General features: G+C 56.1%; 18 protein-coding genes and 1 other RNA gene. 7 read left to right on the top strand and 12 right to left on the bottom strand.

Annotated features, from left to right (window positions below):
- Nucleotides 1-476: 476 nt before the first annotated feature.
- The 3 genes from ynhH to lpp all read left to right on the top strand — a co-directional run bounded on the left by ynhH (nucleotide 477) and on the right by lpp (nucleotide 2,621).
- A complete protein-coding gene (ynhH, locus tag IEX01_RS21895; RefSeq protein WP_419144542.1) occupies nucleotides 477-707 on the top strand; it encodes a protein YnhH in 231 nt (76 codons plus the stop codon).
- Entirely contained in the window at nucleotides 704-2,116 is a 1,413-nt protein-coding gene (gene pykF / locus IEX01_RS04960; protein ID WP_024558102.1) for a pyruvate kinase PykF, read from the top strand. The genes ynhH and pykF overlap by 4 nt, the downstream gene beginning before the upstream one ends.
- A 268-nt stretch (nucleotides 2,117-2,384) precedes the next feature.
- Nucleotides 2,385-2,621 (top strand): murein lipoprotein Lpp, encoded by a 237-nt coding sequence (gene lpp, locus IEX01_RS04955; RefSeq protein WP_001082307.1) that lies wholly within the window; start codon nucleotides 2,385-2,387, stop codon nucleotides 2,619-2,621.
- 112 nt (nucleotides 2,622-2,733) lie between these two features.
- On the opposite strand, the gene ldtE is transcribed toward lpp, so the two are convergent.
- The 7 genes from ldtE to sufA form a co-directional block, all read right to left on the bottom strand.
- A complete protein-coding gene (gene ldtE / locus IEX01_RS04950) occupies nucleotides 2,734-3,780 on the bottom strand; it encodes a L,D-transpeptidase LdtE (RefSeq protein WP_188723349.1) in 1,047 nt (348 codons plus the stop codon).
- A gap of 96 nt (nucleotides 3,781-3,876) precedes the next feature.
- Nucleotides 3,877-4,293: a cysteine desulfuration protein SufE gene (gene sufE, locus IEX01_RS04945; protein WP_024558100.1), complete on the bottom strand. Its 417-nt coding sequence runs from the start codon at nucleotides 4,291-4,293 to the stop codon at nucleotides 3,877-3,879.
- A 12-nt stretch (nucleotides 4,294-4,305) separates the two neighbouring features.
- The gene (gene sufS, locus IEX01_RS04940; protein ID WP_024560445.1) at nucleotides 4,306-5,526 is read right to left on the bottom strand and encodes a cysteine desulfurase SufS; all 1,221 of its coding nucleotides are present in this window, start codon (nucleotides 5,524-5,526) and stop codon (nucleotides 4,306-4,308) included.
- On the bottom strand, nucleotides 5,523-6,797 hold the full coding sequence (gene sufD / locus IEX01_RS04935) for a Fe-S cluster assembly protein SufD (protein WP_024558098.1): 1,275 nt from the start codon (nucleotides 6,795-6,797) through the stop codon (nucleotides 5,523-5,525). The genes sufS and sufD overlap by 4 nt, the downstream gene beginning before the upstream one ends.
- Entirely contained in the window at nucleotides 6,772-7,518 is a 747-nt protein-coding gene (gene sufC, locus IEX01_RS04930) for a Fe-S cluster assembly ATPase SufC (protein WP_024558097.1), read from the bottom strand. Before sufC ends, sufD begins: the two co-directional genes overlap by 26 nt.
- 20 nt (nucleotides 7,519-7,538) lie before the next feature.
- A complete protein-coding gene (gene sufB, locus IEX01_RS04925; protein ID WP_024558096.1) occupies nucleotides 7,539-9,026 on the bottom strand; it encodes a Fe-S cluster assembly protein SufB in 1,488 nt (495 codons plus the stop codon).
- Nucleotides 9,027-9,036: 10 nt separating this feature from the next.
- Nucleotides 9,037-9,405, bottom strand: a complete 369-nt coding sequence (sufA, locus tag IEX01_RS04920) for a Fe-S cluster assembly scaffold SufA (protein ID WP_024558095.1) — start codon at nucleotides 9,403-9,405, stop codon at nucleotides 9,037-9,039.
- A 517-nt stretch (nucleotides 9,406-9,922) separates the two neighbouring features.
- Here sufA and IEX01_RS04915 point away from each other — a divergent pair.
- On the top strand, nucleotides 9,923-10,651 hold the full coding sequence (locus IEX01_RS04915; RefSeq protein ID WP_188723348.1) for a hypothetical protein: 729 nt from the start codon (nucleotides 9,923-9,925) through the stop codon (nucleotides 10,649-10,651).
- A 37-nt stretch (nucleotides 10,652-10,688) separates the two neighbouring features.
- Here the strand turns inward: IEX01_RS04915 and menI are convergent, their stop codons facing one another.
- The gene (gene menI, locus IEX01_RS04910; protein ID WP_024558093.1) at nucleotides 10,689-11,099 is read right to left on the bottom strand and encodes a 1,4-dihydroxy-2-naphthoyl-CoA hydrolase; all 411 of its coding nucleotides are present in this window, start codon (nucleotides 11,097-11,099) and stop codon (nucleotides 10,689-10,691) included.
- Nucleotides 11,096-14,152, bottom strand: coding sequence for a D-2-hydroxyglutarate dehydrogenase YdiJ (gene ydiJ, locus IEX01_RS04905; protein ID WP_024558092.1), 3,057 nt, complete (start codon nucleotides 14,150-14,152; stop codon nucleotides 11,096-11,098). Before ydiJ ends, menI begins: the two co-directional genes overlap by 4 nt.
- A gap of 225 nt (nucleotides 14,153-14,377) precedes the next feature.
- Between ydiJ and ydiK the strand changes: the two genes are divergently transcribed.
- Nucleotides 14,378-15,496: an AI-2E family transporter YdiK gene (ydiK, locus tag IEX01_RS04900; RefSeq protein ID WP_024558091.1), complete on the top strand. Its 1,119-nt coding sequence runs from the start codon at nucleotides 14,378-14,380 to the stop codon at nucleotides 15,494-15,496.
- A gap of 183 nt (nucleotides 15,497-15,679) precedes the next feature.
- Nucleotides 15,680-15,784, top strand: an RNA gene (gene rprA / locus IEX01_RS04895) — antisense sRNA RprA.
- A gap of 22 nt (nucleotides 15,785-15,806) precedes the next feature.
- On the opposite strand, the gene IEX01_RS04890 is transcribed toward rprA, so the two are convergent.
- The 3 genes from IEX01_RS04890 to ppsA all read right to left on the bottom strand — a co-directional run bounded on the left by IEX01_RS04890 (nucleotide 15,807) and on the right by ppsA (nucleotide 22,175).
- Nucleotides 15,807-18,182, bottom strand: coding sequence for a glycoside hydrolase family 3 N-terminal domain-containing protein (locus IEX01_RS04890; protein ID WP_188723347.1), 2,376 nt, complete (start codon nucleotides 18,180-18,182; stop codon nucleotides 15,807-15,809).
- A gap of 3 nt (nucleotides 18,183-18,185) precedes the next feature.
- Nucleotides 18,186-19,574, bottom strand: coding sequence for an MFS transporter (locus IEX01_RS04885; RefSeq protein ID WP_048888215.1), 1,389 nt, complete (start codon nucleotides 19,572-19,574; stop codon nucleotides 18,186-18,188).
- A gap of 222 nt (nucleotides 19,575-19,796) precedes the next feature.
- Complete coding sequence (ppsA, locus tag IEX01_RS04880) at nucleotides 19,797-22,175, bottom strand: phosphoenolpyruvate synthase (protein ID WP_024558088.1); 2,379 nt, start codon at nucleotides 22,173-22,175, stop codon at nucleotides 19,797-19,799.
- Between the two features lie 355 nt (nucleotides 22,176-22,530).
- Between ppsA and ppsR the strand changes: the two genes are divergently transcribed.
- On the top strand, nucleotides 22,531-23,364 hold the full coding sequence (ppsR, locus tag IEX01_RS04875; protein ID WP_024558087.1) for a posphoenolpyruvate synthetase regulatory kinase/phosphorylase PpsR: 834 nt from the start codon (nucleotides 22,531-22,533) through the stop codon (nucleotides 23,362-23,364).
- Nucleotides 23,365-23,450: the final 86 nt, after the last annotated feature.

Here is a 23,450-nt window from a genome sequence, read left to right as displayed (position 1 = left end):
TCACATTACATAATATATTATGGCGATGGTGTTATTGCGCTTCAGATATTTTTTCAGTGTTCAATAAGAATTAAACCTAAAATAAAAGAAAGCAGCCTTATCAATAGACCCCCCGATTTTAAGGTTGCGCTCTTATTGGAAACTCACAAGCGTTATGCGCTGACCGACACGGTATTTTGCCAGCGGAAGCAAACCCGCTGTTTTTTAGCGCTACGCAACTGAGCCTTTGCGAACATAATTATGGGAAGTAGGCGACAGATAAAAAGATTAATTATTAGCCGTTAATTAAATGCTTTCGTCGGCAATAGTGCCGCTTTTAATGCTAAACCGTATCGCTTATTTTCATTGCCAACGCTTTCTTAATGAGCCTGTAACTCGCAGGCAACACAACCGCAGCGCCGCGCTGATTTGCATTTTGAAACAGCGTTTTCAATTCCTTTCCTGGCCCGTGGAAGCTATAATGCCGCCACTTTATCTTGAATGGTTTCAGCGCATTGGACTGTCACAACAATTACAATCAGATCCGTTCATCCCGGCTGGCTGAAGCGCAAGCACACTTTCCCCTGCACGCCTGGTTGATGTCACCTATTCTTATTAGGCTGTGGCATTACCGGGTGAGCGACACAGGTTCACAAGCCACGGCGAAGCGCGCCGCGGTAACGCATTTTTCCTATCCTTCATCAACTAAAAGATTAAGACTGTCATGAAAAAGACGAAAATTGTTTGCACCATCGGCCCGAAAACCGAATCCGAAGAGATGCTGACCAAGATGCTCGACGCGGGCATGAACGTGATGCGTCTGAACTTCTCCCATGGTGATTATGCCGAGCACGGCCAGCGTATCCAGAACCTGCGCAACGTGATGGAAAAAACCGGCAAGAAAGCCGCCATCCTTCTCGATACCAAGGGCCCGGAAATCCGCACCATCAAACTGGAAGGCGGCAACGACGTTTCGCTGAAAGCCGGCCAGACCTTTACCTTCACTACCGATAAATCCGTAATCGGCAACAGCGAAACCGTAGCGGTGACCTATGAAGGCTTCACCAGCGACCTGCAGGTAGGCAATACCGTGCTGGTGGACGATGGCTTGATTGGCATGGAAGTGACCGCCATCGAAGGCAACAAGGTTATCTGTAAAGTGCTGAACAACGGCGACCTTGGCGAAAACAAAGGCGTCAACCTGCCGGGCGTCTCTATTGCCCTGCCGGCGCTGGCGGAAAAAGATAAGCAAGACCTGATTTTCGGTTGCGAACAGGGTGTGGACTTTGTCGCCGCGTCCTTTATTCGTAAACGTTCAGACGTGGAAGAGATCCGTCAGCACCTGAAGGCGCACGGCGGCGAAAATATCCAGATCATCTCTAAAATTGAAAACCAGGAAGGCCTGAACAACTTCGACGAAATTCTCGAAGCCTCCGACGGCATCATGGTTGCCCGCGGCGACCTTGGCGTGGAAATCCCGGTTGAAGAAGTTATCTTCGCGCAGAAGATGATGATTGAAAAATGTATCCGCGCGCGCAAAGTGGTTATCACCGCGACGCAGATGCTCGACTCCATGATTAAAAACCCGCGTCCGACACGTGCGGAAGCAGGCGACGTGGCGAACGCCATCCTCGACGGCACCGATGCGGTTATGCTGTCTGGCGAGTCCGCGAAAGGGAAATACCCGCTGGAGGCGGTCACCATCATGGCGACCATCTGCGAACGTACCGATCGCGTAATGACCAGCCGCCTGGACTACAACAATGACAGCCGCAAGCTGCGTATTACCGAAGCCGTCTGCCGCGGCGCGGTAGAAACAGCCGAAAAACTGGAAGCGCCGCTTATCGTGGTTGCTACGCAGGGCGGTAAATCAGCCAAGTCCGTACGTAAGTACTTCCCGAACGCGACTATCCTTGCGCTGACCACGAACGAACAGACCGCGCGTCAGCTGGTGCTGAGCAAAGGCGTTATCGCACAGCTGGTAAAAGAGATCGCTTCCACCGACGATTTCTATCGTCTGGGTAAAGAAGTGGCCCTCTCCAGCGGCCTGGCTAATAAAGGCGATATCGTCGTGATGGTTTCCGGCGCGCTGGTGCCAAGCGGCACCACCAACACCGCTTCTGTACACGTGCTGTAATAATATTTCATCTTATTATTTCGTTTAAGAAGGCGTCGCAAGACGCCTTTTTTTATTTGTCCGCTACGGCGTCTTTAATAAAAACTCAAACAATATTTAACTATTTGCCCGTCCGTTGCGTGTGCGTTTATCTAAGAAGAATCCGATGAAACCGCCCTGTTTTATCAGAGTTTTTTTAACTCAGGGGTTAAAGGCGGTGTTTCTTTGAGCGAACGATCAAAATTAGGTGTATTACATGGAGATTAACTCAATCTAGAGGGTATTAATAATGAATCGTACTAAACTGGTACTGGGCGCGGTAATCCTGGGTTCTACTCTGCTGGCTGGTTGCTCCAGCAACGCTAAAATCGATCAGCTGTCTTCTGACGTTCAGACTCTGAACGCTAAAGTTGACCAGCTGAGCAACGACGTGAACGCAATGCGTTCTGACGTTCAGGCTGCTAAAGACGACGCAGCTCGCGCTAACCAGCGTCTGGACAACCAGGCTACTAAATACCGCAAGTAATAGTAGTTTGATTGAAAAATGGCGCACACTGTGCGCCATTTTTTTTGCCTCGCTTCTGCGCCCTCTCGACGCCCCTCTCCTGCACGGCCTCCCTGCCCTCTGATAATCACCGTTACTGCACCAGCGTCACGCTATGGGTACTCGCCACGGGCGTTCCTTCCGCCTGAGTAATGGGTGCGGGCTGCGGCGTCGCCTTGACGCTCTGCATGCTGTTTACAGGCGCAACGGTCTTCGGCGCGCTCTGCATGGCGTTGACAACAACCGGCACGCCTGCGCGACGGGTTATCGCGTTATCGACAGCCATGGCGTCTGTGGCGGCGTCATCAATAAACCTGCCGAAGCTGGCGTTGATGGCGATAGGCAGCGTCTGCGGGTTATCCCAGTCGTTTTGTGAAAGCGGCTGATGCACTTCCACGTAGCGTTTGCCATCCGGTTCTTGTGAATATTTCACAGGCTCATTGATGATTTGCACGCGAGTGCCCCACTCAACCTGGCTGAAGAGCGATTTGATATCTTCCGCCCGCATGCGCATGCAGCCGGAACTGACGCGCATGCCGATGCTCCTGCGCGCATTAGTGCCATGAATAAGATACTCTCCGCCGCCCTGCTCCAGGCGCAACGCATAACGTCCTAAAGGATTATTGGGTCCGGCAGGAATGACAGGCGGCAGCTTTATACCCTGGGCAAGCGATCGGGCGCGGATATTCGCCGTCGGCGTCCAGGTCGGGTTGGGGATTTTCTGGATGATGCGCGTCACCATAATGGGCGTATCACGCCCCTGCTGGCCTATTCCCAGCGGATAGACCTCTACGCGATTTTCCCCGGGCGGATAGTAATAAAGCCGCAGCTCCGCCAGGTTTACCACTATCCCTTCGCGCGGCGTATCGGGCAGCAGCATCTGTGAAGGAATGACCAGCTCTGAACCCGGTTTTGGCAGGAACGGGTCGACTGTATTATTGGCCTCAAGCATCAGCAAGACGCCGGTTTTAAATTTCTCGGCAATGTACTCAAGGTCTTTTCCATCATTCGGCACGGTGTAGATTTGTTTCTGGCCGATAAGACGGCTGCCAGGCGGCGGCAGAGGATAATCCACCGCATAAACTTCAGCGGCGCCCAGAAGAGTGAAGGTAATAAGAGAGAAAAAGAACGCGCGTTTCATACTGAATTCCTGTATTCACCGGCTAAGCCGGAATGCTGAAAGACGAGCGGGGTAAAAAGCACCCCGCGTAACAGGATGAAAGCTGTTCTTTTGAGTTTAGCTAAGATTAATCGCTTTAGTGCGAATGGCGCGGATCATCGCTTCAAGACCCTGCGAGCGGGACGGCGTAAGGTGTTGAGCCAGAGAGAGTTTTTCAAACCAGGGGCGCACGTCGAAAGCGACAATATCCTGCGCGGTCATCTGCTGATATAGCGAAAAAACCACGGCAATAAGCCCTTTGACAATAGCGGCGTCACTGTCGCCCTCAAGCTCAATAATACCGTCTTCACGCTGGTTCATTACAATCCAGACCTGACTCTGGCAGCCCGCAATACTATTTTGCGGGTTATGCGCCTCTTCGCGGAGCAGCGGCAGCCGCTGCCCGAGCTCAATAATATAGAGATATTTCTCTTCCCAGTTGGCGCAGCGGCTGAAATTGCGCAGCAACTTATCTTTATCCGGCAACGTAGCCATGCGTTTCTCCCTTTAACCCAATAAACGATGAATGCGGATGAGGCCAGCCACCAGCCGGTCCACCTCTTCTTCGGTATTGTACATGGCGAGCGAAGCCCGGCACATGGCCGGCACGCCGTAGAAATGCATTAGCGGCATGGCGCAGTGGTGCCCGGTGCGCACCGCGATACCGTAATTATCCAGAAAGCTACCGACATCATAAGCGTGGTGTTTGCCAAGGTTGAAAGCGATAACGCCAAGCCGCGAGTCGGGGCCGTAAACCGTTAAATCCGGCACGTTTTTTAGCTGCTCCAGGGCGTAGCGCATCAGCGAGCGTTCATAGTCGCCGATCTCTTCAAGACCAATCGCCTGCACATAACTCATCGCCGCCCCAAGGCCGATAATGCCTGCGGTGTTGGGCGTGCCCGCCTCGAAGCGCCACGGCGCGGCGGCATAGGTTGTGCCTTCGGTCAGGCTTACCTGGGCTATCATCGAACCGCCCCCTTCCCACGGCGGCATCGCCTGTAAAATAGCCTCTTTAACATAGAGGATGCCGATGCCGGTCGGGCCGTAAAGCTTATGCCCGGAGAAGACATAGAAGTCGCAATCCAGGGCCTGCACATCGACCGCGTGATGCATAACCGCCTGCGCGCCGTCAATCAGCACCTTCGCCCCGACGGCATGGGCGGCGCTGATAATCTCCTGGATCGGGTTTTCCGTGCCCAGCACGTTGGAGACATGGGTTATCGCAACCAGTCGGGTCTGCTCGTCAAGCAGACCCGGCAGCGCTTCCATTTTTAACGTGCCGTCCTGATTAACCGGCAGCACGCGAAGCTCGGCGCCTGCGCGTTCGCACAGCATCTGCCAGGGTACGATGTTAGCGTGATGCTCCATCGTGGAGATGACGAGGTTATCGCCGGCGCGCAGCTGGCTTTTACCCCAGCTGTTAGCAACCAGGTTTATTCCCTCTGTCGTGCCGCGCACGAAAACAATCTCTTCCGGCAGACGGGCGTTGAGAAACTTCGCCGCCTGCGCGCGCACGTTTTCCATCCGCTGCGTCGCTTCTGCGCTCAGCGTATGGATGCCACGATGCACCGCCGCATAGCCGTGGCGATAGAGATCCGCCTCGGCGTCAATCACCGCGTTGGGCTTTTGCGCGCTGGCGGCGCTGTCGAGGTAGGCCAGCGGCTGGCCGTTCACTTCACGCGCCAGAACGGGAAAGTCGGCGCGTACTTTCTCCACGGAAAAACTCATGCCTTGCCCCCTGCGAGGCGCTGGCCGATACGCGCCAGCACCTGCTGTTTCAGCGCTTCGTCGTGAATGCTCTCGGTGAGCTCTGCGGCGAAAGCGTAAATTATCATCTGCTGGGCGGCCGCCTCGTCAATCCCGCGCGAGCGCAGGTAGAACATCTGTTCGTCGTCGATGCGACCGACCGTCGCGCCGTGGCTGCATTTCACGTCATCGGCGTAAATTTCCAGCTGCGGTTTGGTGTCCACTTCCGCCAGCTTGCCGAGCAGAAGGTTGTTGTTGGTCATCTGCCCGTCGGTTTTGATAGCGTGCTGGGCCACTTTAATGAGGCCGTTAAATACCGCGCGGCCTTTATCGCGCACGATGGTTTTATGCAGCTGACGGCTGTTGCAGTAGCCTTTGTTATGCTCAAGCCAGGTGCGGGTATCACACACTTCGTTGTTGACCGGCAGCGCCAGGCTGTTCATGCGAAGCGTCGTGTTTTCGCCATCCAGCCGCGTGCTGGTGTGGTGGCGCGTGACGCCTGCGCCCAGCAGGAAGCTGTTGCTGTACGCGCCGGCATCCTGCCCAAGCCAGATATCGTTATGCGCGAAGTGGAAGCTTGCCGGGTTTTCAAACGCCAGCTTGTAATGGTGAAGGTGGCTGTTGGCGGCCACCTGCATGGTTAAGCGCGCTCCGGTAAAGTGCCGCTTGTCATCCAGGCTTACGTAATGCTCGATGACCGTGGCCTGCGCCCCTTCGGCAAGCTCAATGTGATGGCGGTAATGCACCGTGTTCATCTCATCGGTTTCGCTGCCCCGGCTGATATGCATCAACAGCAACGCTTTCGCCGGACGCTGATTGCGAGCCACCCGGATGCGCGTCGCGCTGCGGGCAAGGCTTTCGGTGAGGTGCAGGAAGAGTTCCGGCTGCACGGGCGCAGGCAAACCTTCGCGCATCTCGTCAATATCCACCTCAAACCCGCTCGCGCTCAGCTCATCGCTCAGTTCAGGCGCGAAGCGGCCATCGACAAACACCAGGCGCAGCGCGTCAACGCTCAACGACAGCGCGTCGCGCTGTTCAGCGCTTACCGGCTGCGGCTGCGGCGCGACGAACTGATTGTTAAGCAAACCTTCCAGCGGCGTATATTTCCAGTGCTCATGCTTGCGCGTCGGCAGGCCGGCGCGCAACAGCTGTTGTAGGTGCTGCTGCGCATATTCAGAGCGTTGCCCTCCCTGCGTTTCAAACAGGCGATGCCACTGCTGCAGCGCGTTACTGCTGTTCTGTAAGCCAGCCATAGCCCTGCTCCTCCAGCTGTTTAACCAGCGTGAAATCGCCTGACTTCACGATGCGGCCTTGATAAAGCACATGGACGTAGTCCGGCTTGATGTAATCAAGGATACGCTGATAGTGGGTGACGATAATAAAAGCGCGCTTGCCGTCGCGCAGGCTGTTTACGCCATCCGCCACGATTTTCAGCGCGTCGATATCCAACCCGGAGTCCGACTCGTCAAGAATACAAAGCTCAGGCTCGAGCACCGCCATTTGCAGAATATCGTTACGCTTTTTCTCACCGCCGGAGAAGCCGACGTTCACCGAACGGGTAAGCAAATCTTCCGGCATCTTCAGCAGCCTGATTTTCTCTTCCATCAGATCCTGAAAATCGAAACGGTCAAGCTCCTCCTGGCCGCGATGCTGGCGCACAGCATTCAATGCGGTCTGCAGAAAGAACTGGTTGCTGACGCCCGGGATCTCGACCGGATACTGAAAGGCCATAAATATCCCTTCGCCGGCGCGCTCTTCCGGCGACAGTTCCAGCAGATCTTTACCTTTGAAATGCACTTCGCCGCCGGTCACTTCATAATCTTCGCGCCCGGCAAGGGTGGCGGAAAGCGTGCTCTTACCGGAACCGTTCGGCCCCATGATGGCGTGCACTTCGCCCGGACGCACTTCCAGATCCAGCCCACGAAGGATCTGCTTGTCTTCAACGCTTACCTGCAAGTTTTTAATGCTTAACATGTCTTATCCTTTCTCACGCCTTAGCCGACGCTGTGCTCAAGGCTAATGGCCAACAATTTTTGTGCTTCAACGGCAAATTCCAGCGGCAGCTCGGAGAAGACATCTTTACAGAAGCCGTTAACGATCATGGAGATGGCATCTTCTTCGCTAATGCCGCGCTGCAGGCAGTAGAAGAGCTGGTCTTCGCCAATGCGTGAGGTGGTCGCCTCGTGTTCAAGCTGAGCGCTGTTATTGCGGCACTCTACGTACGGGAAGGTATGCGCCCCGCAGTCTGCGCCAATGAGCATCGAGTCGCACTGGGTAAAGTTGCGGGCGTTGGTCGCCGTCGGCATGATTTTCACCAGCCCCCGATAGCTGTTCTGGCTCTGCCCCGCCGAGATGCCTTTCGAAATAATGGTCGATTTGGTGTTTTTACCAATGTGGATCATTTTGGTGCCGGTATCCGCCTGCTGGTGGCCGCTGGTCAGCGCCACGGAGTAGAACTCGCCGATAGAGTTGTCGCCCCGCAGGATAACGCTCGGGTATTTCCAGGTGATGGCCGAGCCGGTTTCCGACTGCGTCCAGGACATCTTGCTGTTTTCGCCTTCGCACAGCGCGCGCTTGGTGACGAAGTTCAGGATGCCGCCGGTGTTGTTGTCGCCGGGGAACCAGTTCTGCACCGTGGAGTATTTCACTTCCGCATCTTTGTGGATGATGACTTCCACCACCGCCGCGTGCAGCTGATAGCTGTCGCGCACCGGCGCGGAACAGCCTTCGATATAGCTTACGTAGCTGCCTTCATCCGCCACCAGAATGGTGCGCTCGAACTGGCCGGTTTTTTCCGCGTTAATGCGGAAGTAGGTCGAAAGCTCCATCGGACAACGCACCCCTTTCGGCACGTAGATGAAAGTGCCGTCAGAAGCGACCGCCGCGTTCAGCGCGGCGAAAAAGTTATCGTTCGACGGCACCACGGTGCCCAGGTATTTCTTCACCAGCTCCGGATGTTCATGAATGGCTTCGCCAAAGGAGCAGAAAATAATACCCTGCTCCGCCAGCTTCTCACGGTAGGTAGTGGCGACCGAAACGGAGTCGAAAATCGCGTCTACCGCCACTTCCTTGCCTTCGCGCACCGGTACGCCAAGCTGGTTGAACGCCTCTTCCACCTCGTTCGTGAGATAGGCGTTGCTGCCGGTTTGCTGCACGGCGCCAGGCTCTGAGGCGCAGCTGTCATCGCAATTACCGCAGGAGGGCGCGGAGTAATAGCTGTAATCCTGATAGTTGAGCTTATCGTAATGGGCGTGCAGCCAGTGCGGCTCTTCCATCTCCAGCCAGGCGCGATAAGCGCTCAGGCGAAACTCCAGCATCCACTCCGGTTCATTGCGGCGCGCAGAAATGGCCCGCACCACCTCTTCGTTGATGCCTTTCGCCAGCTCATCGGTCTGCAACCGGGTGAAAAAGCCCTCTTTGTAGTTCAGGTGGCCGCCGGTCCAGGTTTGTACATCGTCAGTTGCTTCAGTATTACGAGACATAAGTTACCGCCTAAACCCCAAAACTTTCGCCGCACCCGCACTCGTGCTGCGCTTTCGGGTTATTAAATTTAAATATCTGGTTTAATCCTTCGCGTACGTAATCCACTTCGGTGCCGTCAATAAACGGCATCGCCTGGAGCGACACGTACAGACGCGCCCCGTCTTGTTCATAGACCAGATCGTCTTCTTTCGGCTCGCTTACCGTATCAAGCACGTAGCCAAAGCCTGCGCAGCCCGTCTGCTTGATGCCAAGACGCACTCCTAGCAACGCCGGTTTTTGCGCCATCAGCGAACGGATATGATCAGCAGCGGCAGGCGTCATGGTCAGCCCCAGCCAGCTGAAGTCTTCCGGATTGAAGGTTCCTGAATGTAATTCCATCGCGCTACCTCACAATTGATTGCCTTTCAGGCGATAACACCATGTTAGTGATAATAATTATCACTTCAACCTCTGTTGAACAGGGGTATTCGCTAAAAGGCACTTTTTAAGCACTTTTATTAAGCATAGACCTTCAGCTAAAGGAGGTCAGGTTGTAAGCTTCTTTATTAATTTTTTGAAAAATAAAAAGAAAAATTCTCTGCCAGTCAGACAAAGTAAATATCCATAAGTTGTATAGAAAATACCTATTTATCAAATAGCCGCTTTAAAAACGCCTCCGCAATTTCGCGCTCTTTTCCAGCACCACTCCACGCGTTGCGCGGATTCTGCGTAGCCGGCAACGCGTTAAGCCGAAAAATAGCCAAAGAATGAAAGGGTTATGCCGATAACCCTATTTCACCAGAGGATAATGGTGAGACTGACAAGGAGGGGCTGAATTGCGCAGCCCACGCGATGACTGCAGCGACGATGCCCTGTTTACTCAAGCAAAACGCTTTCAGGCGAATGGATATAAATCATGAAAATTAAGGCAGTACTGGCGGCTACATTATTTTCTCTCTCCCTGACCTCTTGCTCTGCATGGATACATGGCAACAAGACGCTGGCGGACGACAGTCAAAGCGATCGGCAATTAAGTGCGAAAATTGTGGATGGGAAAACCACGCGCCAGGAGGTAGAACAAACGTTTGGGCAGAAAGCTGAAGCGCGCAATACTCGCAACAAAAGTTTCCCGGACGGAAAATATGCGCTCGCCCAATATATTGGTCACCTGAACGACCTTGCCGGAACTTACGCGCATCGTTCGCTGTATGTCGCTTACGACAGTAACAACGTAGTCGTAAATCACGCGATTACGACCAATAACTTCCGTGAAAAAAATGTTTTCGAAAAAGACCCGGTTAACGTTAAAAACAGCGCCTTTGCCAGTTTGAATAAAGGCGACAGTCAAAGCAAAGTTGTTTCTTTGCTGGGTCAGCCGAGAGAAGCCACGTTTACCGACAACGGCTCTCTGCTGTGGATCTACAGCAGTACGGAAATTTCCCGCGACGCGTCATCATATATTCCGCTCTATAACATGGTTAAAGGCACCGAGTCCGGTCAATCAGACCGCATCTACGTTGAATTTGATCGTAAGAACCAGCTGACAAATTTGTATTCCGTTACGGTTAGCATTGTTCAGGGAACCAGCATGGGCAATGCCTGGGATTATCAGGAAAAAATCGATCGTCTGGTCAAAAAATATTAATAATAAAGGCGCCTTCAAGGCGCCTTTTTAAATATATTCACACCACCGCCGTTGTTAACCGCGCCGTACAGCAAAGCCTGTCCCGTTCGTCGAAAATGTCAATCTGCCAGACCTGATGACGACGCCCGACATGCAGGGCGCGGCATACGCCGCGCACCAGCCCGCTACGCACGGAACGCAGGTGATTGGCGTTAACCTCAAGCCCCACCACCTGTTGTTCCCCTTCGGTGCAGAGATAGCCCGCGACCGAGCCGAGCGTTTCCGCCAGCACCACCGAAGCGCCGCCGTGCAGCAGGCCGAAGGGTTGATGGGTGCGGCTGTCCACCGGCATCGTCGCTTCAAGGTCGTCGTCGCCAAGGCGGATAAAGCGAATATCCAGCAGCCCCACCATATTCCCCTGCCCCATGGCGTTGAGGGCATCGAGCGTCGCGCTACGTTTCCAGATCATGGCAGAAACTCCAGCAATGCCTGCAACGGATGACGCACGCCGTTGCCTTCAATGCGTTTTACCTGGCTGCGGCAGGAATAACCTGTCGCCAGACAGCGGTTGCGCGGCAGACGTTGCATCGCCTGATGCCAGGAAAGCTCATAAATGCCGAGCGAGCGGGCATGGTTTTTAACCTCGTGTCCGTAAGTTCCGGCCATGCCGCAGCAGCCCACGTTCACGCTTTCAAGCTTCGCGCCGAAACGGGCGAAAATTTGCGCCCACTGACCGGGGGCGCCGGGCAACGCCGTCACTTCGGTGCAGTGGCCAAACAGGTACCACGGCTCGCCGCTCACCGGCAGCGCTTCGCGTTTTTCTAAAGCCTGCGGTAGCCATTCATGCACCAGCATAACGTGGAAATCACCGCGCTCCGCGCCCAGCGTTTGCTTGTATTCATCGCGATAGCACAGCACCAGCGCCGGGTCTACCCCTACCATCGGCATGCCGAGCGCCGCCACGCGATTTAAAAACTCCGACGTTTTTTGCGCGGTACGGGCGAAGCGTTGCAGGAAGCCCTTGATATGCTGCGCCTTGCCGTTGGGCGAGAACGGCAACACCACAGGCTGAAAGCCAAGCTTTTCCACCAGACGAACAAAGTCCGCCACGACCTGCGCATCGTAGTAGCTGGTAAACGGGTCCTGCACCACCAGCACGGTATGGTTACGCGCTTCCTGAGAGAGCTTCTCGAGCTGTTCCAGCGTCATGTTGGCGGAGCGGTGCCCTACCAGCTGTTGCTGAAGCGTCGGTGTGGAAAGCGGCGGCAAATCGACCATGCCGATGTGCTTTTCAGAAAAATTGCGCACCCAGGGCTGGCTCATAAAGAAGTTGAAGGTCTTCGGCGCGCGGGCCATCAGCGGCGCGTAGCTCTCAACGGTCGCCACCAGATGGTCGCGAAGCGGGCGCAGGTAGCGGGTGTGGTAGAGCTGTAAAAAACGCGAGCGAAATTCCGGCACGTCGATTTTGATCGGGCACTGGGTAGAGCACGCTTTGCAGGCGAGACAGCCGGACATCGCCTCCTTCACCTCGTGCGAGAAGTCATATTCGCCTTTGTTGGCATGCCAGCTGTTGCGGGTGCGCGCAATCAGGGTGCGTAGGCTGGCGCGTTTTTCCGGCAGCGCTTTTTCAAGCTTCAGCGGGTCGATGCCGCGGTCTGAGAGCAGCCGCAGCCATTCACGCACCAGCGTCGCGCGGCCTTTTGGCGAATGAATACGGTCGCTGGTTATCTTCATCGACGGACACATCGGGCTTTTCACGTCGAAGTTAAAGCACAGGCCGTTGCCGTTACACTCCATCGCGCCGCGCCAGGAGGTGCGTACCGCCAGCGGGATCTGTCGGTCATACGTGCCGCGCTTCACCGCATCGACTTTCATCATCGGCGCGTCCAGGCCCATCGGCGGGCAGATTTTGCCTGGGTTAAGCCGGTTGTCCGGGTCAAAAGCCGCCTTGATACGCCGCAGTTCGTTATAGAGCGTTTCGCCGAAAAAGGCGGGGCTGTATTCGGCGCGAAAGCCTTTGCCGTGCTCGCCCCATAACAACCCGCCATAGCGGGCGGTGAGCGCCACCACCTCATCAGAGATGCGCTTCATCAGCATCTCCTGCTGCGGGTCGCACATATCCAGCGCCGGGCGCACGTGCAAAACGCCCGCGTCCACATGGCCGAACATGCCGTAGCTCAGGCCGTGGCTATCCAGCAGCGCGCGAAATTCGGCGATGTAATCGGCCAGATGTTCCGGCGGCACGCAGGTGTCTTCGGCAAAAGGAATCGGCTTGGCGAGTCCTTTGGCGTTGCCAAGCAGCCCTACCGCTTTTTTACGCATCGCGTAAATACGCTCGACGCCCGCCAGTTCGCGGCAGACCTGCCAGCCGATTACGCCCCCCTCGCCTGCGGCCATCAGCCCGTCCAGACGTTCGCAGAGCGCCGCCACGCGGCCCTCAATCAGCGCCTCGTCGTCGCCAGCGAACTCCACAATATTCAGCCCGAGCATCTCTTTATCCGGCACGTCGGTTATCAGCTCACGCACCGAGTGCCAGACGATGTCTTCCCGCGCCAGATTAAGCACGCGAGAATCCACCGTTTCAACGGAAAGCGCCTGCGCTTGCACCATAAAGGGGGCATTGCGCAGCGCCGAGTCGAAGGAGTCGTACTTCACGTTGACCAGCTGACGGACCTTCGGCAGCGGCGTGATATCCAGCCGCGCTTCGGTGATAAACGCGAGCGTGCCTTCCGAGCCGCAAAGAATGCGCGTCAGGTCGAATTCGGTTAGATCGTCATTAAAAACATGACGCAGGTCATAACCGGTCAGGAAGCGGTTGAGTCTGGGAAATTTGTCGAGGATCAGCTGACGCTGCTCGCGGCAGCGCTCCAGCACGGTTTTATAGACGCGTCCGATAGCCGTTGCGTCTCGCCCCAGCGCTTCGGCAAGGGGCGTAGCGATAGCCTGCGTATCCAGAATATCGCCGCCCAGCAGCACCGCCCGCAGCCCAATCACATGGTCAGACGTTTTGCCGTACACCAGCGACCCCTGGCCGGAGGCGTCGGTATTGATCATGCCGCCAAGCGTGGCGCGGTTGCTGGTGGAAAGCTCCGGCGAGAAGAAGTAACCGTAAGGCTTGAGGAATTCGTTAAGCTGGTCTTTGATGACGCCCGCTTCCACCCGCACCCAGCCCTGTTCCGGGTTGATTTCAATAATACGGTTCATGTGGCGGGACATATCGACGATGATGCCCTGGTTGAGCGACTGGCCGTTCGTGCCGGTGCCGCCGCCGCGCGGGGTAAAAACGAGCGATGTAAAACGGGGCTCGGCGGCGATGCGCGCTATCAGCGCCACATCGGCTGTTGAGCGGGGGAAAAGAACGGCATCCGGTAGAAGCTGGTAAATGCTGTTGTCGGTCGCCATGGTAAGGCGTTCCGCATAACTGGTGGCGGTATCGCCGGTAAATCCATTCTGCTCCAGTGCCTGCAAAAAATTGAGCACCAGCTGTACAAGCCCCGGCGCCTGAGAAATCTGTGGGATCATGAATCGTTGACCCTGCCTGACGTTTGAAATGTTGATGAGTTATCGTTTGCGTTGTGCCTTCAAGGTTGTATCACATTTCTTGCTCTGACGCCTGCAAGAATTGGCAGCAGCATTCGTCTGTCAAAAACGCCTGAAATACTTCATCATTTAAAGACCGATGGGCCTGCAAGCGCCATCGCCGCTCGCGCCTGGCGTAAGGCGCATTAATTAAGGTGAATGTGGTTTATGTTAAAACTTCGTCAGCCCATGGACGTGCCGCAGATTCTGTTGTCCGTGCTGTTTTTGTCGGTGATGATTATCGCCTGCCTGTGGATCGTCAGGCCTTTTATTCTCGGTTTCGCCTGGGCGGGAACCGTGGTTATCGCCACCTGGCCGGTGCTGCTTCGCCTTCAGCGGCTGCTGTGGGGCAAACGTTCGCTGGCAGTGCTGGTGATGACCCTGCTGCTGATTCTACTGTTTGTTATTCCGATAGCGTTGCTGGTCAACAGCGTGGTGGATAACAGCGCGCCCGTTATTAAGTGGGTCAGCTCAGGTCAGATGACGCTGCCCGATCTCGTCTGGCTCAACAGCATTCCGATGGTTGGCGACAAGCTCTATCTTGGCTGGCATAACCTGCTTGATAGCGGCGGCAGCGCCATTATGGCGAAAGCGCGACCCTATATCGGCACCACCACCGGCTGGTTTATCGGCCAGGCGGCGCATGTCGGCAGGCTGCTGATGCATCTTGGTCTGATGCTGCTTTTTAGCATTGTGCTTTACTGGCGCGGCGAACAGGTGGTGAACGGCATTCGGCACTTCGCCTTCCGCCTCGCCTCTAAACGCGGCGACGCGGCGGTGCTGCTGGCGGCGCAGGCGATTCGCGCCGTGGCGCTTGGCGTGGTGGTTACGGCGCTGGTGCAGGGCATCCTTGGCGGCGTCGGCCTCGCCGTTTCCGGCATTCCCTACGCGACGCTGTTAACCGTGGTGATGATCCTGACAAGCCTTATCCAGATAGGCCCGCTGCCAGTGCTGGTCCCGGCGATTATCTGGCTTTACTGGAGCGGCGACGCTACCTGGGGCACCGTGCTGCTGGCCTGGAGCGCCGTGGTAGGCACGCTGGATAACTTTATCCGGCCGGTGCTGATACGCATGGGCGCCGATTTACCAATGATTCTTATCCTTTCCGGCGTTATCGGCGGGCTTATCGCGTTTGGCATGATTGGCCTGTTTATCGGCCCGGTGGTGCTGGCCGTTTCCTGGCGGCTCTATTCTGTGTGGGTTCACGAGGCGCCGCCGCCGCAGACCCCGCCGGATGAGGCCGTGGAGGAGCTCGACGGGTCGGAAAACGAGGTTGTGAATAAATAATATTCAGGCGGGGCAACCCGCCTTATTCTTAAGCAGAACTTATCAATTATAAAGGCCTGCTTACTGGTCTGACCCTTACCTTTCCTCTTTACATGCTGACACACAACGCAGATCATTCACCGTTATTAAACTATTGAGACGAATCTGATCGACGTCAAAACGGCAGATGCCTACTATAAAGTCACGGTTATAAATCAACCCCTTGATTTATAAACATGGAAATCCCCTGAGTGAAACGAATTGCTGTGTGTAGTCTTTGCCCATCTCCCACGATGGGCTTTTTTTTATCCTTTTTCCGGTTAGGTTTTAGTCAAAAGCTCACTTCACAATGGCTCAGCATGTGCCATTGCTGACCAAGGACTCGCGTCTCGCCTGTAACCGTTACGGTTTTCGTCGCCCGAATGTCAGCGCTTGAGGCGCCAACGCGTAGCTCAAACTCACCCGGCTCTACGATGCGCTTGCCGTCGCGACGGGTAAAATTGAGCATGTCTACGGGCAACGAAAAGGTCAGCCGCGCTGAGGCACCTGCTTCGAGCCTTACGCGCTGAAAGGCTTTTAGCTCCTGCACCGGACGCACCATCGACGCGACGTTGTCGCGCACATAGAGCTGCACCACTTCGCTGCCTGCGCGCTCGCCCCGGTTAGTGACCGTTACGGAAACGTTGATAACGCCCTTGTTTATCGCTACCTCCTCCTCCGCCAGCGTCAGCGGGCTATAGTCGAACTGTGTCCAGCTCAGGCCATAGCCGAAGGGATAGCGCGCGCCAAAGTGGAAGGCGAACGGCGTGCCGCCGCTTTTCAGCTTATGGTTGTAGTAATAAGGCATCGCCCCGGCGCTTTTGGGCGCGGAAACCACCAGTCGCCCCTGCGGCTCGGCTTTGCCGGTGAGCACGTCGGCAATGGCGTGCCCTCCCTCCTGACCCGGCGCCCACGCCATCAGCAAGGCGGCAACGCGAGATTCCAGCCCGCCCAGGTGATAAGGCCGCCCGCCGGTCATGACCACCACCACCGGCTTTCCTGTCTCCACCAGCGCTTCCAGCAACGACTGCTGTACGCCAGGCAGCGCCAGGCTGTCGGTATCCGAACCTTCCCCCACCGTGCCGCTCTGGAACAGCCCGGCGAGATCGCCCACAAAGGCCAGAACGATATCGCTCTGCTGCGCCTGCGCCACCGCCTGCGGAATCAGGCTTCGATCGAGTGATACAGGCGAAGACTGCATCGGCTTATTGCCGCTGTCGCCCGGAAAGACCGGCGCGCCCGCCATCCGTTTTTCAATGATGTGGCAGCCTTTGGCATAGCGCACATTCTCCTCACCCAGTTGTTCCCGCAGGGCCTGCAACGGCGTGGTGACCTGCGTCGTTTGCTCCAGCATATCGCTGATGATGAGGTGCACCGGGAAGCTGTAGCCGCTCAGCAGCGCCAGCGGGTCGTCGGCGGTTGGGCCAATCACCGCCACGGTCTGGCTTGCGGCGAGCGGCAGCGCGCCGCGGTTTTCCAGCAGCGTCAGCGAACGGGTCGCCACCTCGCGGGCTATGGCGCGCGCTTCCTCGCTCTGCAGCGCGACGGCGTTTTCATCAGCATAGGGGCGCTCAAACAAACCGAGGCGAAATTTCTGCGTCAGCACGCGTGCGACAATCTCGTCAATTTTCTCCATGCTGATAAGCCCGCGCGCCACCGCTTCAGCCAGGTGGCGCGCGCAGTCGTCTTTGGGCAATTCAATATCGAGTCCGGCGTTAAAGGCGAGCGCGGCGGACTCCGCACCGTCGTGCGAAACGCCGTGATGCTGATGCAGCAGGCTCACGCCGCCATAGTCGGCAACGATAATGCCGTCGAAGCCCCACTGGTTGCGCAGCACATCGGTCAGCAGAAACGCGTCGCTGTGCCCCGGCTGATTATCGATATCGTGGTAGGCCGGCATCACCGAACCGGCGTGCGCCAGTTTTACCGCCATCTCGAAGGGCAGCAGGAAAGTATCATTCAGCTCGCAGAAGCCCAGATGCACCGGCGCGTGGTTGCGCGCCCCTTCGCTGAACGAGTGACCCACGTAATGTTTCAGGGTGGCCAGCAGATCCCGGGATTTGCCCTGTAACCCCTGGACGTAGCGCGTGGCCATCACGCCCACCAGCCAGGGATCTTCGCCGAAGGTCTCTTCCGTTCGGCCCCAGCGCACGTCGCGCGAGACATCCAGCACCGGCGCCAGTCCCTGGTGGCAGCCCGTGGCGCGGGCCTCTGCGCCGATGGCCGCCGCCGCGCGCTCGACCAGTTCCGGGTCCCACGTCGAACCATAGTTGAGCGACGAGGGAAAAAGCGTGGCGTCTTTACAAAGCAGACCGACTAAACACTCTTCGTGAAACATCGCCGGAATACCGAGCCGCGTCTCTTCCACCAGCGTGCGCTGTAGACGATTTGCGGCGCGCACGCCCTCCCTCGCCTCGACAATGTGCGTGCCGAGCGGCCGGGTAATCTGCCCTACGCCGCGCTGAAGCCGGGTGGCGAGATCCGTCTGTTCGCTAACGCCGGCAAAATCGTCGCTCAAATCGCTGCGTTCGCGGTGATCGCCCTCCGGGGAGAGAATGAGCCAGTACGCGTGCATCTGCGCAAACTTCTCCTCCGGGGTCATACGCGCCAGCAGATCGGCTACGCGTTCGTTTACGGGGCGTTGCGGGTCTTTATAGATCTCAGTCATCAGTTACTCCTGTACGGCGGGATTAAGTGAAGGCGTTTCTTCGCGTGTTTTGCGCTTGCGGGCCAGCGCTTCGGCGATATCGGCTACGCGGCGGCTGCTGAGCCGGTAGAAACAGAGCAGCAGCGCCATGCACAGAAAGAGCGCGCAGGGAATCAGCGTGAACAGCGCATTAATGGTGGTGAGCACGACGGCGCTTTGCGCGGTCTGGTTAGGCAGATAATCCACCATTCCCAGCACCCATCCCACGACAGCGCCGCCCAGCGCCAGGCCAAACTTGATGGCGAACAGCGCGGTGGAGAAAACCAGGCCGTCGAGACGGCGGCCGCTGCGGTGTTCTTCATGATCGACAACATCAGAAAACATGGTCCACTGCAGTGGGGTAGTCAGGTTCTGAATAAAGCTGAAAACAATATTTATGGTGAATATGAGCCAGACGGCGTCAGGCGGGATAAAAAAGATAATCGCAGCCAGCGCCACAAAGCTAATAATGGTCCACTGATACGCGCGCACCCGGTCAAATTTCCCTAACAGGCGCTCAGATAATAAGGCGCCGGATAAATTCGCAATCATCCCGGAAACAATAAACGCAAAGACCAGATCGGGGCGCAGCATGACATATTTCACGTAATACATCGTGGCTGAACCGCGCGTCACCACCGCCGTTAATAGCAGGATGTTAAACACGAAGATAATTCGCCACTGACTGTTGGCCGCCAGCAGCTTTAAATCTTTAAGCAGCGAAGCGGAATTATCATTGCCGGGCGCATAACGCTCGCGAGTCATAAAAAAGCAGCAGTAAAACAGCGCCACGCCTAACAGCCCCATCAGTCCCATGGCGAAGAAATAGCCTTTTTGCGCGTCGCCCTCACCCAGCCATTCCACCAGCGGCAGCGCTATCACGGTGACGATGAGCCCACCGATAAAAGAGAGCCCGAAGCGCCAGGATTGCAGCGAATGGCGCTCGCGCGGGTTGAGCGTCAGCGCGCCGGGCATGGCGCAGTAAGGCACGTTAATCGCGGAATAGACCAGGCTCAGCAGGCTGTAAGTGGCGCAGGCATAGACGATTTTCAGCGTCGGGCTGAGCGGGGGCACATAGAAGGTCAGCATGCAGCTGACGCCAAAAGGAATGGCGAACCACAGCAGCCAGGGGCGAAAGCGCCCGTGGCGGGTTTGCGTGCGGTCCACCAGCGCGCCGATGCAGGGATCGATAAAAGCATCAATCACCCGCACCAGTAAAAACATCGTCCCCATAATAGCGGCGGGTAGTCCAAATACATCGGTATAGAAATAAGCGAGAAATAACGTGGCGGTTTGCCAGACCAGGGCGCTGGCCATATCGCCTAGCCCGTAGCCTATTTTATCTTTCGTGGTCAGCACAGAGGAGAGCGTCATTATTATTTGCCTTTTATCAGGTTAAAAAATTCAACCCGCACACCAACAGACCGTGCGATGTGAGGCTAAGTATTAATAAGCCCAGGCCACTCAACAATTGCTGTAATTACCAGACAGATTACGTTTTTTTGCTTTTTCTCCTGACTGTGACGTGGCGCAAGAATATATATTTGATGAATAAAAAAGGCCCGCAAAGCGCGGGCCTTTTTCGAAGTGCGAGATTTACTTATTGAGTTCAGCCAGGCCAAGCCAGGTCTGTACCACGGTATCCGGGTTCAGCGACAGGCTGTCTATTCCCTCTTCCATCAGCCAGGCGGCGAAATCTTCGTGATCCGACGGGCCTTGTCCGCAGATGCCGACATACTTGCCCTCTTTTTTCGCGGCGCGGATAGCCATGGAAAGCAGCGCTTTCACCGCCTCGTTGCGTTCGTCGAAAAGTTCAGAGACCACCCCGGAGTCGCGGTCCAGCCCCAGCGTTAACTGCGTCATGTCGTTGGAGCCGATAGAGAAGCCGTCGAAGTACTCAAGGAATTGTTCAGCCAGCAGGGCATTGGACGGAATTTCGCACATCATAATGACTTTCAGCCCGTTTTCGCCGCGCTTAAGCCCCTGGCGCGCCAGCTCTTCCACCACCGCTTTTGCCTGCTCCACGGTACGCACGAACGGGATCATTATCTCTACGTTGGTCAGCCCCATCTCATTACGCACGCGTTTGACCGCCTCGCACTCAAGCGCGAAACAGTCGCGGAAGCTGTCCGCCACATAGCGGCCCGCGCCGCGAAAGCCGAGCATCGGGTTCTCTTCATCCGGTTCGTAACGTTCGCCGCCTACCAGGTTGGCGTACTCGTTCGATTTAAAGTCGGAAAGGCGCACGATGACCCGTTTCGGGTAAAACGCCGCGCCCAGCGTCGCGATGCCTTCGGTCAGACGGCCGACATAAAACTCCCGCGGGTTGTCGTATCCTTTCATCATCTCGCGGATCTCGTTCTGCAAACCCGGCTCCTGCTGGTCAAACTCCAGCAGCGCGCGCGGATGCACGCCAATCATGCGGTTGATGATGAACTCCAGGCGCGCCAGCCCCACCCCTTCGTTTGGCAGACAGGCGAAGTCAAAGGCGCGGTCCGGGTTGCCGACGTTCATCATTATCTTCAGCGGCAGATCCGGCATGGTATCCACGCTTGAGCTTTTCACGCTGAAGTCGAGCAGCTCGGCGTAAACATACCCCGTGTCGCCTTCGGCGCAGGAGACGGTGACGTTTTCGTCATCTTTCAGTCGCTCGGTGGCGTCGCCGCAGCCCACTACCGCCGGGATGCCGAGTTCGCGAGCGATGATGGCCGCGTGGCAGGTACGCCCGCCACGGTTAGTGACAATCGCCGCCGCTTTTTTCATGATAGGTTCCCAGTCCGGGTCGGTCATGTCGGTCACCAACACGTCACCCGGCTGAATGCGGTTCATTTCACTGATGTCGTGAATCACCTTCACCGCGCCCGCGCCGATACGGTGGCCGATGGCGCGGCCTTCCGCGACGATTTTCCCCTGGGAGTGAAGCTGGTAACGCTCCATCACCTGGCCGCGCGAACGCACGGTTTCCGGGCGCGCCTGCACGATAAACAATTTGCCGGTGTGGCCGTCTTTCGCCCATTCGATATCCATCGGGCGGCCGTAGTGTTTCTCAATCTGCACCGCCTGCTTCGCCAGCTCCTGCACCTCTTCGGCGGTGATGCAGTAGCGGTCGCGGTCAGCTTGCGGCACATCTTCAATACGCACCTGCTTGCCATGTTCCTGGGTTTCGCCGTAGACCATACGGATTTTCTTAGAGCCCAGCGTGCGGCGCACAATCGCCGGACGCCCCGCTTCAAGACCCGGCTTATGCACATAGAACTCATCCGGGTTGACCGCGCCCTGCACGACCATTTCGCCAAGGCCATAGGCGGCGGTAATAAACACCACCTGATCGAAGCCCGACTCGGTATCAATTGAGAACATCACGCCGGAGGCTGCGAGGTCGGAGCGCACCATCCGCTGCACGCCTGCGGAGAGCGCGACGCCGCGATGGTCGTAACCCTGATGCACGCGATAAGAGATAGCGCGGTCGTTAAACAGCGAGGCGAAGACATGCTTTACCGCCACCATCACGGCGTCGATGCCCTGTACGTTCAGGAAGGTCTCCTGCTGGCCGGCAAAGGAGGCGTCCGGCATGTCTTCCGCCGTGGCGGACGAGCGTACCGCGAACGACGCATCCGCATCGTCAGCTGAAAGCTGCTCATAAGCCTCGCGAATAGCCTGCTCCAGTTCCGGCTGGAAAGGTGTGTCGATGATCCACTGACGGATCTGCGCGCCCGCTTTCGCCAGCTCGGACACGTCGTCAATATCGGTTTTATCCAGCAATTCATAGATACGCTGGTTAACGCCGCTCTGGTCGAGGAACAGGTTAAACGCCTCGGCAGTGGTGGCAAATCCATTCGGTACGGAGACGCCCATGCCGGAGAGGTTAGTAATCATTTCACCCAGGGAGGCATTTTTGCCCCCAACTCTGTCTACATCATTCATGCCGAGTTGGTTGTACCAAAGCACCAGCGGTGACGAGCCATTGTTGGTCATCGAACAATCCTTTTGTGATATTTGAACGGGGTTACGAAACACCTGACAACAAATTTAGTCTGGCATAATTATTCCGCAGCGAAAAACGGTGAATCGTTCAAGCATATTAAAATTTTTCATTTTCAGACCACTTCCCATTAATTTCAGACCACTTTTCGTACTAATTCTAAGCCATTGATTAGGAAGAAATCATTATTAAAATAATGGGCTATGTGCCGCTTCGAAAAAATGAATCACACTTTTCATTTATTATAAAAACCGCGTTTCATTTTATAAAAATGAGAGTATCGCTATGCTTTAGCACCCTGATTTAAATTATGCTTAAGCAAATTCTTAACTTTTCAGGATGTCGGCAATGGACAATGTGGTTGATCGTCATGTTTTTTATATCTCCGATGGCACCGCCATCACCGCCGAAGTGCTGGGCCATGCGGTGATGTCGCAGTTCCCGGTTTCCATCAACAGCATTACCCTGCCCTTTGTTGAAAACGAAAGCCGCGCCCGGGCGGTGAAAGATCAGATTGACGCCATTTTTCAGCAGACCGGTTTGCGCCCGCTGGTCTTTTTTTCGATTGTGCTGCCGGAAATACGGGCCATCATTTTGCAAAGCGAAGGCTTTTGCCAGGATATTGTGCAGGCGCTGGTGGCGCCGCTACAGCAGGAGCTCAGGCTTGACCCGACGCCGATTGCGCACCGCACCCATGGCCTGACCGCCGGCAACCTGACCCGCTATGACGCCCGTATCGCCGCCATTGATTACACCCTGGCGCATGACGACGGCGTTTCGCTGCGCAACCTCGACCAGGCGCAGGTAATTCTGCTGGGCGTATCCCGCTGCGGCAAAACCCCAACCAGCCTTTATCTGGCGATGCAGTTTGGCATTCGCGCCGCCAACTACCCCTTTATCGCCGATGATATGGATAACCTGACGCTGCCGGCGGCGCTACGCCCGCTCCAGCATAAGCTTTTCGGGCTGACCATCAGCCCGGACCGCCTGGCGGCGATCCGCGAGGAGCGGCGCGAAAACAGCCGCTACGCCTCCATGCGCCAGTGCCGTATGGAAATTACGGAAGTGGAGGCGCTCTACCGCAAGCATCAAATTCCCTACCTCAACAGCACAAACTTTTCCGTGGAAGAGCTGGCGACCAAAATCCTCGACATTATGCAGCTAAGCCGACGCATGTACTAGCAAACTAGTTCATCGATGCGATCGTTTATGGTAAAGTCCCGAACATCTGGCTGATACTCTTTCTCGTTTCTTGAAATCAGGAGCGA

This window comes from Franconibacter daqui (assembly GCF_014644275.1).
GTDB classification, from domain to species: domain Bacteria; phylum Pseudomonadota; class Gammaproteobacteria; order Enterobacterales; family Enterobacteriaceae; genus Franconibacter; species Franconibacter pulveris.
This window is presented reverse-complemented; position numbering and strand designations above follow the sequence as displayed.